The sequence below is a fragment of the Nocardioides ginsengisegetis genome (assembly GCF_014138045.1).
GTDB lineage: Bacteria > Actinomycetota > Actinomycetes > Propionibacteriales > Nocardioidaceae > Nocardioides > Nocardioides ginsengisegetis.
On sequence record NZ_JACGXA010000001.1, the window covers coordinates 1297302 to 1312279 of the forward strand.

General features: G+C 71.2%; 10 protein-coding genes and 1 pseudogene. 7 read left to right on the plus strand and 4 right to left on the minus strand.

The window, feature by feature from the left end; translation table 11 throughout:
- Positions 1-2 precede the first annotated feature (2 nt).
- On the plus strand, positions 3-797 hold the full coding sequence (locus FB382_RS06120) for a thymidylate synthase (protein ID WP_182537643.1): 795 nt from the start codon (positions 3-5) through the stop codon (positions 795-797).
- Positions 798-810: 13 nt separating this feature from the next.
- Positions 811-1269, plus strand: coding sequence for a dihydrofolate reductase (locus FB382_RS06125; RefSeq protein ID WP_343055503.1), 459 nt, complete (start codon positions 811-813; stop codon positions 1267-1269).
- On the opposite strand, the gene FB382_RS06130 is transcribed toward FB382_RS06125, so the two are convergent.
- On the minus strand, positions 1266-1856 hold the full coding sequence (locus FB382_RS06130) for a hypothetical protein (RefSeq protein WP_182537646.1): 591 nt from the start codon (positions 1854-1856) through the stop codon (positions 1266-1268). The two genes, FB382_RS06125 and FB382_RS06130, sit on opposite strands and share 4 nt — an antisense overlap.
- Before the next feature lie 196 nt (positions 1857-2052).
- On the opposite strand from FB382_RS06130, the gene FB382_RS06135 reads away from it, so the two are divergent.
- Complete coding sequence (locus FB382_RS06135) at positions 2053-2976, plus strand: LLM class F420-dependent oxidoreductase (RefSeq protein ID WP_182537648.1); 924 nt, start codon at positions 2053-2055, stop codon at positions 2974-2976.
- A gap of 228 nt (positions 2977-3204) precedes the next feature.
- Here FB382_RS06135 and FB382_RS06140 read toward each other — a convergent pair.
- Positions 3205-3777 (minus strand): annotated as a pseudogene (locus FB382_RS06140) (SPFH domain-containing protein); the annotation flags it as partial.
- 161 nt (positions 3778-3938) lie between these two features.
- On the opposite strand from FB382_RS06140, the gene dapA reads away from it, so the two are divergent.
- Both dapA and FB382_RS06150 read left to right on the plus strand, forming a co-directional pair.
- The gene (dapA, locus tag FB382_RS06145) at positions 3939-4838 is read left to right on the plus strand and encodes a 4-hydroxy-tetrahydrodipicolinate synthase (protein WP_182537650.1); all 900 of its coding nucleotides are present in this window, start codon (positions 3939-3941) and stop codon (positions 4836-4838) included.
- Positions 4839-4847: 9 nt separating this feature from the next.
- A complete protein-coding gene (locus FB382_RS06150) occupies positions 4848-6533 on the plus strand; it encodes a ribonuclease J (protein WP_182537652.1) in 1686 nt (561 codons plus the stop codon).
- Positions 6534-6640: 107 nt separating this feature from the next.
- On the opposite strand, the gene FB382_RS06155 is transcribed toward FB382_RS06150, so the two are convergent.
- Both FB382_RS06155 and FB382_RS06160 read right to left on the minus strand, forming a co-directional pair.
- Positions 6641-7297, minus strand: coding sequence for a lysoplasmalogenase family protein (locus FB382_RS06155; RefSeq protein WP_182537654.1), 657 nt, complete (start codon positions 7295-7297; stop codon positions 6641-6643).
- Positions 7298-7371: 74 nt separating this feature from the next.
- Positions 7372-10227, minus strand: coding sequence for a M4 family metallopeptidase (locus FB382_RS06160; protein WP_182537656.1), 2856 nt, complete (start codon positions 10225-10227; stop codon positions 7372-7374).
- Positions 10228-10704: 477 nt separating this feature from the next.
- Between FB382_RS06160 and FB382_RS06165 the strand changes: the two genes are divergently transcribed.
- Together FB382_RS06165 and FB382_RS22805 are read left to right on the plus strand one after the other, a co-directional pair.
- On the plus strand, positions 10705-13107 hold the full coding sequence (locus FB382_RS06165; protein WP_425490051.1) for an FtsK/SpoIIIE family DNA translocase: 2403 nt from the start codon (positions 10705-10707) through the stop codon (positions 13105-13107).
- Between the two features lie 5 nt (positions 13108-13112).
- Positions 13113-14939 (plus strand): helix-turn-helix domain-containing protein, encoded by a 1827-nt coding sequence (locus FB382_RS22805; RefSeq protein WP_220481280.1) that lies wholly within the window; start codon positions 13113-13115, stop codon positions 14937-14939.
- Positions 14940-14978 lie beyond the last annotated feature (39 nt).

Below are 14978 nucleotides of genomic sequence, written 5' to 3' on the forward strand. Positions count from 1 at the left end.
GCGTGCAGCAGTACCTCGACCTCCTCCAGCGGATCCTCGACGATGGCGCGGAGAAGGGCGACCGGACCGGCACCGGCACCCGCTCGGTCTTCGGGCACCAGATGCGCTTCGACCTCGCCGAGGGGTTCCCCCTCGTGACGACCAAGAAGATCCACACCCGCTCGGTCTTCGCCGAGCTGCTGTGGTTCCTGCGCGGCGACACCAACGTGAAGTGGCTGCAGGACCGCGGCGTCTCGATCTGGGACGAGTGGGCCGACGACAACGGCGACCTCGGGCCCGTCTACGGCTACCAGTGGCGCTCCTGGCCCACCCCCGACGGGCGGCACGTCGACCAGATCGCCGAGGTCGTCGAGCAGATCCGCACCAACCCCGACTCGCGCCGCCACATCGTCTCGGCGTGGAACGTCGCCGACATCCCGCAGATGGCGCTGGCGCCGTGCCACACGATGTTCCAGTTCTACGTCGCGCAGGGGCGGCTGAGCTGCCAGCTCTACCAGCGCTCGGCCGACGTGTTCCTCGGCGTGCCGTTCAACATCGCGTCGTACGCCCTGCTGACCCACATGGTCGCGCAGGTGGCCGGCCTCGAGGTCGGCGACTTCGTGCACACCCTCGGCGACGCGCACCTCTACTCCAACCACCTCGACCAAGCGCGGCTTCAGCTGACCCGCTCGCCGCGGCCTCTCCCGACGCTCACGCTCGACCCGTCGGTCACCGAGCTCGACGCCTTCGAGCTCGAGCACATCACCCTCGAGGGATACGACCCGCACCCCGGCATCAAGGCACCCATTGCCGTCTGAGGACAAGCGCGTCGTGCTGGTCGCCGCTGTGGCCGACAACGGCGTGATCGGCGCCGACGGCGACATCCCCTGGCGGATCCCCGAGGACTTCGCGCACTTCAAGCGGACGACGCTGGGCCACACGCTGGTGATGGGCCGGGCGACCTACGACTCGATCGGCCGCCCGCTCCCGGGACGTACGACGATCGTGCTCACCCGCTCACCCTCGTGGTCGGCCGAGGGCGTCCTCGTCGCCGACTCGCTCGAGGCCGCGCTGGCGCTGGCCGCCGACCTGCCCGGTGACGTGATGGTCGCCGGGGGAGCGACGGTCTACGAGCAGGCGATGCCGCTCGCCACCCACCAGGTGCTGACGTGGGTGCACCGGTCGCCGGACGGCGACACCTTCTACCCGGCGTACGACGCCGACGACTGGATCGAGACCGCGCGCGAGGAGCACGCCGGCTACGCAGTCGCGTGGCTGGAACGCGCCTAGAGCGCCGAGCGGTAGACCTCGAGGTCGGCCGCGTAGTGCGCCTCGAGCTTGGCCCGGGTCGCCGGGTCGATCGCGGCCGCACGCTCGGGCGAGACGTTGGCCGACGCCAGCTCGGGCACCTTCACGCCCAGCTTGTCGGCCATCCAGGCGGCGGCCCGGTCGAGGTGCTCGTAGCGGTAGATCCGGTCGACGAGGACCTCGCCCTCCAGGCTGCTGACGAACTTCGCCGAGCTGCCGAGGTAGACCTCGCCGGTGCAGATCCGGTCGGCGAACTCGTCGAAGCCCATGTCGCCCGTGTAGGTCCTGCGGCCCTCGGTGCCCGGCCGGGCCCGGTAGCGCCACCACGAGGCGGCCCAGTCGACCGGCTCGCGGACCATTGCGACCGTTTCGTAGGACTCGCGCGCGAAGCCGTAGTGCGTCAGCACCGGCGCGATGGAGGCCTCGAAGAAGCGTGCCGTCATGTGCTTCATCGGCGGCGGCTTGGAGGCGACGAGCTGGGCGTGCCGCTCGAACTCGCGCTGGATGGTCGTCGAGCCCGTCTTCGTCATCGACAGGAACACGAAGCCCGCCTGGGCCATGGCCATCATGGGCGGGACCCTATCGGGCCGGTTGAGTCGCTGCCGGTCGCTGCCGGTCGCTTGTGTGCGCACGATCATCATTTCGCGGCGCTGGGTGATGATCCTGCGCACTCCTTCGGACGGAACCACCGGTTAACCGGTGATTCCGACCTCGGCTCCCTGCCCCGGCATCCCGGACTTGGCGCCGCCTGTCAGGGTGGGGCGCATGGAGCTGCGCATCTTCACCGAACCCCAGCAGGGAGCGACGTACGACGACCTCCTCGCGGTCGCCCGGACCGCCGAGGAGCTCGGGTTCGGGGCCTTCTTCCGGTCCGACCACTACCTCGGCATGGGCACCGAGGGGCTGCCCGGGCCGAGCGACGCCTGGACGACGCTGGCCGGCCTGGCGCGGGACACCAGCACGATCCGGCTCGGCACGATGATGACGAGCGCGACGTTCCGGCACCCCGGCCCCCTCGCCATCCAGGTGGCCAACGTCGACCAGATGAGCGGCGGTCGCGTCGAGCTCGGGATCGGTGCGGGCTGGTTCGCCCAGGAGCACACGGCCTACGGCATCCCCTTCCCCTCCACCGGCGAGCGCTTCGACCGGTTCGAGGAGCAGCTCGCGATCATCACCGGGCTGTGGGGCACGGCGGTGGGGGAGCGGTTCACCCACCGCGGCACCCACTACGAGGTCATCGACTCCCCGGCCCTGCCGAAGCCGACCCAGGCCCGGCCGCCGGTGCTGATCGGCGGGCTGGGCAAGAAGCGGACCCCGGAGCTCGCCGCCCGCTACGCCGACGAGTTCAACCTGCCCTTCGTCGATGAGGAGACGACCGCGGCGCAGTTCGCCCGGGTGCGCGCCGCCTGCGAGGCGCAGGACCGCGACCCGGCGACGATGACCTGGTCCAACGCCCTCGTGGTCTGCGTCGGTGCCGACGAGGCCGAGGTCGAGCGTCGGGCGAAGGCGATCGGGCGGGAGCCCGAGGAGCTGCGCACCAACGGCCTCGCCGGCTCACCGGACGAGGTCGTCGACAAGCTCCGCCGCTACGCCGCCCTCGGTGCCGAGCGCGCCTACCTCCAGGTGCTCGACCTGGGGGACCTGGACCACCTGCGGCTCATCGCCACCGAGGTCGCGCCGCACGTCTGACGCACGCCGCGGCCGGGGGACCGGCTCCGCGGCGGCGGCCTCGCGCCGCAGGAACGCACCGAGGTCGGCGATGGTGCTCATCAGGGGTGCCGGGAAGACCACGGTCGTGTTCTTGTCGACGCCGATCTCGACCAGGCTCTGCAGGTTGCGCAGCTGGAGGGCGAGCGGGTGGGCCATCATCGTGTCGGACGCGTCGCCCAGCGCGGCAGCAGCCGCCGCCTCACCCTCGGCGGCGATGATCTTGGCGCGCTTCTCCCGCTCGGCCTCGGCCTGGCGGGCCATCGCGCGCTTCATGCTCTCCGGGAGCTGGATGTCCTTGAGCTCGACGAGCGTGACCACGACGCCCCAGTCGGCGGTCGTCACGTCGAGGATCTCCCGGATGCTGGCGTTGATGGAGTCGGTCTCCGACAGCGTCTGGTCCAGCGAGCTCTGGCCGACGACGTTGCGCAGCGTGGTCTGGGCGATCTGGTTGATCGCGGCCGCGACGTTCTCGATGGCGACGATCGCCTTGGTGGCGTCGACGATCCGGTAGTACGCCACCGCAGCCACGTCGATGCTCACGTTGTCCCGCGTGATGATCCCCTGGGACTGGATCGGCATCGTCACGATCCGCAGGGAGACGCGGCGCAGCTGGTCGATGACCGGGATGATGAAGTGCAGCCCCGGCTCCCGGACCCCGATGACGCGTCCGAGCCGGAAGAGCACCCCCTTCTGGTATTGCGTGACCACCCTGATCGACAGGGCGAGACCGATCGCGGCGACGACCGCGACCACCAGTCCGACGACGCTCCAGGTGTTCATGGCGGGCTTCCCTCCCGGCGGGCCACGGACGGGTCCCGCCTGCTCCCACCCTCTGCCGCGGAGGGCGGCCCGGGGAGAGGCGTGCGGCCCGGCCACCTCGCCGAACGTCCCGCACCGTCCCGCGCGTCGGGGGAGCGGCGGGGAAGCGATAACCTTCGGGCATGACGACCCAGCCCGCCGCTCCGTTCGGCCGCGTGCTCACCGCCATGGCCACCGCGTTCCACGCCGACGGATCCGTCGACCTCGAGGGCACCGCGCGGATCGCGACCCACCTGGTCGACCACGGCCACGACGGCGTCGTCGTCTCCGGCACCACGGGCGAGTCGCCGACCACCACCGTCGCGGAGGACGGCCAGATCCTGGCCGCCGTCAAGGACGCGGTCGGCGACCGCGCCACGATCGTCGCCGGCATCGGCACCAACGCGACCGCCCACTCGGTGGAGCTGGCGCAGCAGGCCGAGAAGATCGGCGCCGACGGGCTGCTGCTCGTCACGCCCTACTACAACAAGCCCGGCCAGGCCGGCGTGCTGCACCACTTCCGCACGGTCGTCGAGGCGAGCGACGTACCCGTCATGCTGTACGACGTGCCGGGCCGCACCGGCACCGAGATCTCGCTCGAGGTCTACGAGAAGGCCTTCGAGCTCGAGCAGGTCGTCGCGGTCAAGGACGCGGTCGGCGACTACGCCCGCGGCGTCAAGATCATGCAGATGGGCTACGCCCTCTACTCCGGCGACGACGTCTCCACCCTCGGCTGGCTGGCGCACGGCGCCGCCGGCGTCGTCTCCGTCGTCGGCCACGCGGCCGGCGACCAGATCCGCGCGATGATCGAGGCCTTCCGGGCCGGCGACCACGCGCAGGCCCTCACCATCTTCACGCGGCTGCTCCCCGCGACGGACGCCGTCATGGGCGTCCCCAACTACGGAGCCACCACCGCCAAGGCAGCACTCCAGCTCCTCGGCGTACTCGACAACCGGAACGTCCGCGCGCCCTTGGTGCCGCTGGACGACGACGAGGTGGCCGCGCTGCGTGCCGGCCTCGTCGCCTCCGGTCTCATCCCGTAAGGAACGACTTTGTCCCATCCTCATCCCGAACTCTCCGCACCGGCCGATCTGGCGAAGGGGGGTTTGCGGATCACCGCGCTCGGCGGGCTCGGCGAGGTCGGCCGCAACATGACCGTCTTCGAGTACGACGGGCGGCTGCTGATCGTCGACTGCGGCGTGCTCTTCCCCGAGGACCACCACCCCGGCGTGGACCTGATCCTCCCCGACTGGTCCTCGATCCGGGACCGCCTCGACGACGTCGAGGCGCTCGTCCTGACCCACGGCCACGAGGACCACATCGGCGCCACGCCGTACCTCCTCCGCGAGCGCGGCGACATCCCGCTCGTCGGCTCCGAGCTCACGCTGGCCCTGCTCGGCAGCAAGCTGCGCGAGCACCGGCTCAAGGAGACCGTGCACCACAAGGTCCGCGAGGGCGACCGGGTCTCCTTCGGCCCGTTCGACCTCGAGTTCGTCGCGGTCAACCACTCCATCCCGGACGCGCTCGCCGTCGCCATCCGCACCGGTGCGGGCCTGGTCCTGCACACCGGCGACTTCAAGATGGACCAGCTCCCGCTGGACGGCCGGATCACCGACCTGCGCGCCTTCGCGCGGCTCGGCGAGGAGGGCGTCGACCTCTTCCTGACCGACTCCACCAACGCCGAGACCCCCGGTTTCACGCCCGCGGAGAAGTCGATCACCCCGGTCATCGACCGGGTCTTCCACGAGTCGCAGCAGCGGATCATCGTGGCGTGCTTCGCCTCGCACGTGCACCGCGTGCAGCAGGTGCTCGACGCGGCGTACGCCCACGAGCGGCAGGTCGCCTACGTCGGCCGCTCGATGGTGCGGAACATGGCGATCGCCAAGGACCTGGGCTACCTCAAGGTGCCGCCGGGCGTGCTCGTCGACACCAAGGACCTGGCCGACCTGCCGCCGGAGCGCCAGGTGCTGGTCTCCACCGGCTCGCAGGGCGAGCCGATGAGCGCCCTGTCGCGGATCGCGCAGCGCAACCACAACTTCGTGCACATCGAGGAGGGCGACACCGTCCTGCTCGCCTCCAGCCTGATCCCGGGCAACGAGAACGCCGTCTACCGGGTCATCAACGGCCTGGCCCGCTGGGGCGCCAACGTCGTGCACAAGGGCAACGCGCTCGTGCACGTCTCCGGCCACGCCAGCGCCGGTGAGCTCCTCTACTGCTACAACATCGTCAAGCCGAAGAACGTCCTGCCCGTCCACGGCGAGATCCGGCACATGCGCGCCAACGCCGACCTGGCCCGCGCCACCGGCGTGCCCAACGTCGTCATCGCCGAGGACGGCGTGGTGGTCGACCTCGTCGACGGTGTCGCCGCGATCGCCGGCAAGGTCGACTGCGGCTACGTCTTCGTCGACGGCTCCTCGGTCGGCGACATCACCGAGTCCGACCTCAAGGACCGCCGGATCCTCGGCGAGGAGGGCTTCATCTCGGTGATCGTCGTCGTCGACTCCGTCAGCGGCAAGGTGTCCGGAGGGCCTGAGATCCACGCCCGCGGCTTCGCCGAGGACGACTCGACCTTCGACGCGATCAAGCAGCCGATCATCGACGCGCTCGACCGGGCCATCTCCGAGGGCAACACCGACTCCTACCAGCTCCAGCAGACCGTCCGCCGCGTCGTCGGCCGCTGGGTCAGCAACACCCACCGCCGCCGCCCGATGATCATCCCGGTGGTCATCGAGGCCTGAGGCCGAGAGGGCACTTCCAGGCACTCTCAAGCCACCGAGAGGGCGATCCTGCCGGCAGGATCGCCCTCTCGTGCGTCTGGGAGTGGCACGAAGTGCCCTCTCGCGGGTCAGGTGGCGGCCAGCACGCCGGCCACGATCAGCGCCTGGCCGAGGTGGTAGGTGACCATCAGGGCGAGCTTGGCGTGGGGGATGGGCCGGACGAACCGGTCCACCGAGAGGGTGGCGTCGCTGCTGACGAAGACGGTGGCGCCCAGGGCGACGAGCCACTCCCCGGTGAACCACGCGCAGACCAGCATCGCCCCGATCACGGCGGTGTAGACGGCGACGGGCACCGACAGGGACGCCCCGCCGAGGTGGTGGCACCGCGGCACGACGTCCCGGGTCACGGCGACGCTGGCGGCGAGGACGGCGAAGACCGCCCAGGACCAGGTCGGGCGCGGCAGGCCGAGGTCGGCGAAGCAGACCAGGAAGGCCAGGTGCCCGACCAGGAACGCCGCGACGCCGGCCTTGAAGCGGGGGAGCGAGTCCGAGAGCAGGGCGACGTCGCCGAGCAGCCCGAAGGCCAGCGCGACCAGCAGCCACACCCCGGCGCTGTCCGAGGCGGCACCCAGCACGACCGCCGTCACGATCAGCGACGCGAGCGTCGCGGGCTTCGCCCACGCCTCCGTACGTCGATCGCCGCGGGCCACCGCGGCCCAGTCGGTCAGCGCGAAGGCTGCGGGCAGGATCCAGATGAGCTGTGCAGCATCGAGTTGGGCGGGCACGAGCCGAGCATGGCAGGAGGCCCCGCCGGACGTGTCCGACGGGGCCTCCTGGTGAGACGGGTGGTGCGGTGCCGTCAGTGACGGCGGGTGCCGACGGCCGCGTGGCGACCGCTGGCGTTGGACTTCTTCTTGCAGACCACGACCTTGACGTTGTCGAGGTACCAGCCCTCGACGCCTCCACAGCCGTCACGGCCCATGTCGAAGCGGAACTTCACGGTGTCGCCCGCCTTGGCGCCGGCCGCCTTGAGGTCGACGACCGTGGTGCCCCACGAGCCGTGGACCTGGCCGCCGTCCGTGCCGGTCCAGGCGTCCTGGCCGGCGAGCGGGTCGGTGCTGCCCTCGTCGTTGGTGGCGAGCGTGGAGTTCGGGCCGTTGAACGTGTAGGCGCCGGCCGGGATGAGCTTCCAGGCGCCGCCGTTGACCTTGATCTTCACGTTGCCGCCGTCGAACCCGGCCTCGGTGGACACGTAGTGCTGGAACACCAGGTGCCGCGAGGCGCCGTTGGGCAGCGAGACCGCCGGGCTGGCGATCGTGTCGACACTGGAGACGTCGTCGGCGTCACCCGAGCAGCTGCCGCCCTGCGGGTCCCGGCCGGCCGCCACCTTGCTCGCGTGCGAGCCGGGTGCCGAGCCGGTGGTCCGCCACGGGTAGCCGTGACCATCGGGGTAGACCGTCGAGCCGCCCTTGGTCCAGTTGCCCAGGCCCTTCTCGAAGTCGTCGCCCCACACCTTGGAGGTGGTGAACGCCTTGCCGCAGGCGGCCGGGGCGCCCTTGGCGAGCAGCGGCTGGAAGTTGCACTGCGTCGGCGGGGTGCGGAACTGCACGGCCTGCTCCATCGCGGAGACGGCCTGGCAGTCGGCGGCGGTGATGGGCGCCGCCGGGCCACCCGGAGTCAGGCGCTGGACCGACAGTTTCTGGATCGGCTGGCCCACGAGCGCGGTGCAGGCCGCGTCGAGGCTGTCCGCCATGTCGGTGAAGTCCGACATCGGGGTCAGGTAGTCCAGCTGGGTCTGCCACCAGATGTTGGCGGCCTTGTCCAGGCCGATACCGGGGACGGTGACGCCGTTGTAGGTGCCACCGTCGACCAGCAGGGCGTAGCCGTGGTTGGGGACACCCGAGTTGCCGTGCACGCCGCCGTTGTCGTCGGTCGCGCACTTGTACTCGGCGTCGGAGACCTTGCCCGGGTCGCCGTAGCAGGTGGGCTGCCACATGTCGCGCAGCGCACCGCCGAAGGCCGGGGCCTGCTCGCCGATCAGCCACCGGTAGGAGTTGTCCACCGGGTCGCTGCTGATGTCGCGGATCGTGACGTTGACGGTGCTTCCGCCGCCGAGAGCCGTCTTGATGGTCTCGCGGTCGGTGAGCCCGATCATCACGGTCGGGATCGTGATGCCGGTCCCGTCGCCGGACGCCGAGAACGGTGCCTCGTCGCGGTTGCCGATGATCAGCGCGGTGGCGCCGGCGGCCTGGGCGTTGGCGGTCTTGGTGTCGAAGGTGCAGGTGCCACGGTCGACGATCGCGATCTTGCCCGAGACGGCGGCCGCGTTGTCGAACGGCGAGCAGCCGTCGGTCGTGGTGCTGCCGTCGGCGGCGGTGTCGACACCCTGGACGACGTTGCCGGTGACGCCCGTCTTGGTGACCACCGGACCGTAGGAGGCGGGAGCCGCGTCACAGTCCTTGGCGATGGAGGCCGGGGAGTTGATCAGCACACCGACCGGGCCGCGCGTGAACTGCGAGCACAGGCCGTCGGTGCGCGGACCGTTGGTCTCGCCCTCGTCGTGGCGGCCGTTGATCAGGTCGATCGTCTCGCCCCACACGTCGGAGTAGGACTCGTTGAGCGCACCGGGCTGCCACTGGTAGATCAGGCCCGAGGTGTACTCGGTGTAGGCGTGGCCCCACTCGTGCGACACCACGTCGTCGGCCTCGGAGCCGGGGCACATGTTGATGCGCTGGCCGTTCCAGTTGGCGTTGGGGCAGTAGTTGGGGTCGTTGGGGTCGGAGTAGTTCTCGACCGTGACCATCTTGGTGCCCTGGCCGTCGAAGGAGTCCCGGCCGAAGGTGTTGGCGTAGAGCCAGTAGGAGTTGCCGGCGTCGTACATGAGGTCCTGCTGGTACTTCGTCAGCGTGCCCGGGAAGGCGTCCCCGTCCTTCCACTCCAGGTGGGCCTGGTCCTGCGTGGCGTCGTAGAGCTCGCGGTTGGTCTCGAACGCCTCGGTCAGCGAGTAGCGGTTGACGACCTTGCCGGTCGCCGCGTCGACGAAGACGCGGTCGTTGACGCCGTGGGCGTTGGTGACGCCGACCATCCAGGCGAGGATGTTGGTGCCCTGCTGGCCGCGGATCGCGCCGGTCCGGTAGATCACGAGCTCGGCGGAGGAGGCCTCCAGGCCGGTGACGTCGGCCGGGGCCTCGGCCGAGCCCGGCGGGTTGGCGTGCACGGTGCCGATGGCGTGCGAGGAGGCGATCGACTTGCTCACCCGGGGCGTGACCGACAGGTCGAGACCCGGGGCGGCGTAGCCGTTGACCGAGGTCAGGTCGCCGGCCTTGTCGAGGTTGGCCTTGATGGTGGAGCCGAAGACCGGCAGACCGCGGTAGTACTGCTTGTAGGTGACGGTCCAGCCGTAGCGGCCCGCCGCCGCGTCGGTCTGGCGCAGCTGGTCCTTGGTGGCGCCGAAGACGCCGGCGTACTTGCCGAGGTAGGCGTTGGCCTTGTCCACGGCACCGCGCAGCGAGTCACCCTCGAGCGACGGCATCAGGTCGCCGCCCGCGGCGGACCGGACGAAGCCGACCTTGCCGGTGGCGCGCTCCTGGGTGAGTACGACGGACCCGGTGGCCTCGCCGCGCAGCTGCTGGACGAGCGAGTCGCCCGCAGCCGCGGCGTTGGTGCCTGCCGCAACGGCCTGCATCCCGGGCACGGCGGCGAAGCCGGCGCCCACGAGGGCAAGGCTGATCCCTAGCCGAGTGAGTTTCACGTGTGGTTTTCCCTCCGAAGTGGTCCCCTGGTGCCGCGTGTGAACTACGACACCCACGGGGCACCCTATGGAGACCTGCCTGCCCGTGCCAGCAGACCCGCGAATCTTTTCGGAACCGGTGGCCGAAAGAACTGCCCATGAGGACAGCCGGCCGACACGCTCCTGTGATCCCTGTGACGGGTGGGACCATCGATTACCGTGCTGACCATGGCGACCCGTACGTCTTCCCCGCCGGGGTCGCGGAGCAAGAGCACGTCCTCGACCGGGTCGAAGAGCCCCGCACGAGGGACCTCGAGCACCCGATCCCGGAGTACCGGCAACACCCCGACGAAGAGCACGAGCACGGCGCGCAGCACCAGCAAGCGCAAGCCGGCTCCCAGCGCGCGCTCGAAGCGTCCGGCGCCCCGCGCCGTCCGCAACGGTCCCGGGCCGGTCTCCCGCATGTTCACCGCCGTCTTCCGCGGCATCGCTGCCGTCTGGCTCGGCGTCGCGCACGCCCTGGGTGCCGCCGCACGCGGCATCGGCCGGACCGCACGCGACCTCGAGCCCGAGCACCGCCGCGACGGGGTCGGCCTGTTCCTCTTCGGCCTCTCGGTCGTCGTGGGTGCCGCCGTCTGGTTCCAGATCGACGCGCCCGCCATGGGCTTCACCCGGACCGTGGTCGCCGGGACGGTCGGCAAGGTCGGCTGGTTCGTCCCGCTGGCGCTCGTCTACGTCGGGTGGCGCAACATGCGCGACCCGATCCACAACGGCCCGGCCGGTCGCCAGGTCGTGGGCTGGGCCGCCTTCGCCTTCGGCATCCTCGGCATCGTCCACATCGCCAACGGCAACCCGCAGCCGGTCATGGGTGACGCCAGCAAGCTCCAGGGCGCCGGGGGAGCGGTCGGGTTCGTCGTCTCCTCGCTGCTGCTCGACCTGCTGCGCACGCCGTACGTCGTGGTGCCGCTGCTCGCGCTGCTCTCCTTCTTCGGCGTCCTCATCATCACCGCGACGCCGCTCTACCAGGTGCCGATGCGCCTCGCCGAGCTCCGCGACCGGATGCTCGGCCGCGAGCACCACGCCGAGGACGGCACCGACGGTCTCGACGAGACCCAGCCGATCCGCAGCCGCCGCGGCAGGGTCGAGGACTACGACCCCGAGGGCGACCCGGCCTACGACTCACCGGTGCTCACCGACCGCGAGATCCGGAAGCGTCGCAAGAAGGACGCCCTCGACGTCGCGATGGAGGGCATGGAGGAGACCCAGGAGACCGACGCCGTCGGCCTGGACATCCTCGACGCCGCCGCGGCCGCCCCGTCGGCCGGCAAGACCGAGCTCGAGCCGCCGCCGCACTCGCCGCTGCCCGCGCGCGTCGAGCAGCTCGCCCTGTCCGGCGACGTCACCTACTCGCTGCCCGCCAACGAGGTGCTCAAGCCCGGCTCGGTGCACAAGGCCCGCTCCAAGGCCAGCGACGAGGTCGTCAACCGGCTCACGAGCGTGCTCGACGAGTTCGGCATCGATGCCCAGGTCACCGGCTACACCCGGGGCCCGACGGTCACCCGCTACGAGGTCGAGCTCGGCCCTGCGGTCAAGGTCGAGAAGGTCACCGCCCTCTCCAAGAACATCGCCTACGCCGTGGCCTCTGCCGACGTGCGCATCCTCAGCCCGATCCCCGGCAAGTCCGCGATCGGCATCGAGATCCCCAACCTCGACAAGGAGATCGTCTCCCTCGGCGACGTGCTCCGGTCCAACACCGCCCGCTCGGACCACCACCCGATGGTGGCCGGCCTCGGCAAGGACGTCGAGGGCGGTTTCGTCGTCGCCAACCTCGCGAAGATGCCGCACCTGCTCGTCGCCGGCGCCACCGGATCCGGAAAGTCGTCGTTCATCAACTCGATGATCACCTCGATCCTGATGCGCTCCACGCCCGACGAGGTCCGGATGATCATGGTCGACCCCAAGCGGGTCGAACTGAACGCCTACGAGGGCGTCCCGCACCTGATCACGCCGATCATCACCAACCCCAAGAAGGCCGCCGAGGCGCTGGCCTGGGTCGTGCGCGAGATGGACATGCGCTACGACGACCTGGCCAACTTCGGGTTCCGCCACATCGACGACTTCAACAAGGCCGTCCGGGCGGGCAAGGTCCAGGTGCCCCCGGGCTCCGAGCGCGAGGTCACGCCGTACCCCTACCTCCTGGTCATCGTCGACGAGCTCGCCGACCTGATGATGGTCGCCCCGCGCGACGTGGAGGACGCGGTCGTCCGGATCACCCAGCTGGCCCGTGCGGCCGGCATCCACCTGGTGCTCGCGACCCAGCGACCGAGCGTCGACGTGGTCACCGGCCTGATCAAGGCCAACGTGCCCTCCCGCCTGGCCTTCGCGACCTCGTCGCTGGCCGACAGCCGGGTCATCCTCGACCAGCCGGGCGCCGAGAAGCTGGTCGGCCAGGGTGACGGGCTCTTCCTCCCGATGGGCTCCTCGAAGGCCGTCCGTGTCCAGGGCTCCTGGGTCACCGAGGCCGAGATCGCCCAGGTCGTCAAGCACTGCAAGAGCCAGCTCGAGCCGTCCTACCGCGAGGACGTCACCGCGCCCGCCGCCAGCAAGCGCGAGCTCGACGACGACATCGGCGACGACATGGACCTGGTCATCCAGGCCATCGAGCTCGTCGTCTCGACCCAGTTCGGGTCGACCTCGATGCTCCAGCGCAAGCTCCGCGTCGGCTTCGCCAAGGCAGGACGCCTGATGGACATCATGGAGAGCCGTGGCGTGGTGGGTCCCAGCGAGGGATCCAAGGCCCGCGACGTGCTCGTGAAGCCCGACGAGATCGACGGCGTGATCGCCACCCTGCAGGGGGAGATGTGAACAACGTGAGCGCAGCCCAGGTCCACGACGACCACGACCACGACCAGTACGACGAGCAGTCGGCGCCCGAGCCCCTCGGCCTGGCGCCCGACCCCGTCGAGGTGCGCCGCAACGCCGGGCTCGCCGCCCTCGTGGGTGGCGTGGCCTCGGCCGTCGCCATCGCCTACCTCGCACGTGCCGCCGCCACCGGTGCGGTCGTCGACTGGACCCTCGCGGTCCTCATGGGCGTGCTCGGCGTGGCCCACCTGGTCGCGTTCGTCGACGCCCGCACGCCGCTGCTGGTGGCCGACACCCAGGGCGTGCGCATCCGCCTCGGTCGCACCTGGCGCGGCATGCCGTGGGGCGCGCTGTCCCACGTCGAGCACACCCCGCGCCGCGGCTTCCTGCGCGACGGCCGGCTGGTCCTCGTCGCCCGCAACACCGAGCGGGTGCTGGCGGAGCTGGACCCCTCCGGTCGCCGTCAGTCGACGCTGGCCACCCGCCTCTACGGCGCACCCTTCGCCGTGCCCCTGGCCCTCACCACCCGCGTGAGCGGTGCCGGCGAGGACCTGACCGCCGCGCTGGTCCGGCTCGCCGGCGACGACCAGCTGGTCGTCGAGGTGACCGCCGAGCGCCCCGTCGACGAGCCGGTCGAAGTCTCCGTCGATGAGCCGGTCGAGGACCTGGTCGACGAGGTCGACGAGGTCGACGAGACCGACGAGTCGCCGGCCACGCGCTGGCACGACCCGCGCCCGGCCCTGGCCCGCGGCATCGGCGCCGTGGCCGCCCGCCTCCAGCGCAACCGCATGCCGGTCGAGGACGGTGAGCCCACCGAGGCCATGCCCACCGAGACCCTGCCGGCGGTCGCCGCCAGCGCCACGCCGAGCCCCCTGCGCGAGCCCGTCACGGCGGCGCGCATCGAGGTCCGCAGCGACCTGACGATGGGCGCCACTGCCCTGCGCCGCGACAGCAGCGAGGACGGCACGACGCGCGAGCTGCCCGAGGCCCGCGAGCTGCGTCGCCCGGGCAGCATCAACCTCGTCGAGGACACCCAGGTCTGGGGCGACCGGGTCCGCCCGATCGCCCGCGCGGGCGCCCCCGTCGCACCCCTGCTGATCGACGAGTTCGAGGCCCAGCCCGCCGACGACCCGGTCGTGGGTCCGGAGCTGGCCGCGGCCCGCACCCGCCTGGCCCTCACGGTCGACCAGCTGGCCGACCGCACCCGCATCCGCCCGCACGTGATCGAGTCGATCGAGGTCGACGACTTCGCCCCCTGCGGTGGCGACTTCTACGCCCGCGGCCACCTGCGCACCCTCGCGCGGGTGCTCGGCATCGACGTGGCGCCGCTGCTGGCGTCGTACGACGAGCGCTACGCCGACGCCCCCATCAACCCGCGCCGGGTCTTCGAGGCCGAGCTGGCCACGGGGTCCCACGGCTCGATCCGCGGCACCCGCGGCGGCCCCAACTGGTCGGTGCTCATCGCCGCGGTGATGACGCTGGTGCTGGCCTGGTCGATCGCCCGCCTGGTGATGGACAGCCCCGTGGACCTGCACACGACGCCGGTCCTCAACGGCTCCGGCGGCAGCCACAGCTTCCAGCAGCTCGGCGACCCCGTCCCGGTCGTGATCACCGCCGCCGGTGGCGGCGCCCAGGTGATCGTCCGCGACGGTGCCGGCGAGATCGCCTTCCGGGGCCCGCTGTCCTTCGGCGAGAGCCGCACCCTCAAGGACGTCGCCCCGCCGGTGCGGGTGCAGTCGTCCGACGGGTCGCTGCAGGTGAGCGTCGACGGCGAGGACCACGGCGCGCTCGGCGCCACCGGTGAGCCGGCACAGGACACCTTCACCGTGCGCTGAGGGGCGGCGTTGGGTCCGTCACTGATTGGGGCTGGGGCG

Coding starts and splice junctions, on each gene's coding strand:
- FB382_RS06130 (WP_182537646.1), bottom strand. CDS start 1,856: ATGATGGCCATGGCCCAGGCGGGCTTCGTGTTCCTGTCGATGACGAAG.
- FB382_RS06135 (WP_182537648.1), top strand. CDS start 2,053: ATGGAGCTGCGCATCTTCACCGAACCCCAGCAGGGAGCGACGTACGAC.
- dapA (WP_182537650.1), top strand. CDS start 3,939: ATGACGACCCAGCCCGCCGCTCCGTTCGGCCGCGTGCTCACCGCCATG.
- FB382_RS06165 (WP_425490051.1), top strand. CDS start 10,705: ATGTTCACCGCCGTCTTCCGCGGCATCGCTGCCGTCTGGCTCGGCGTC.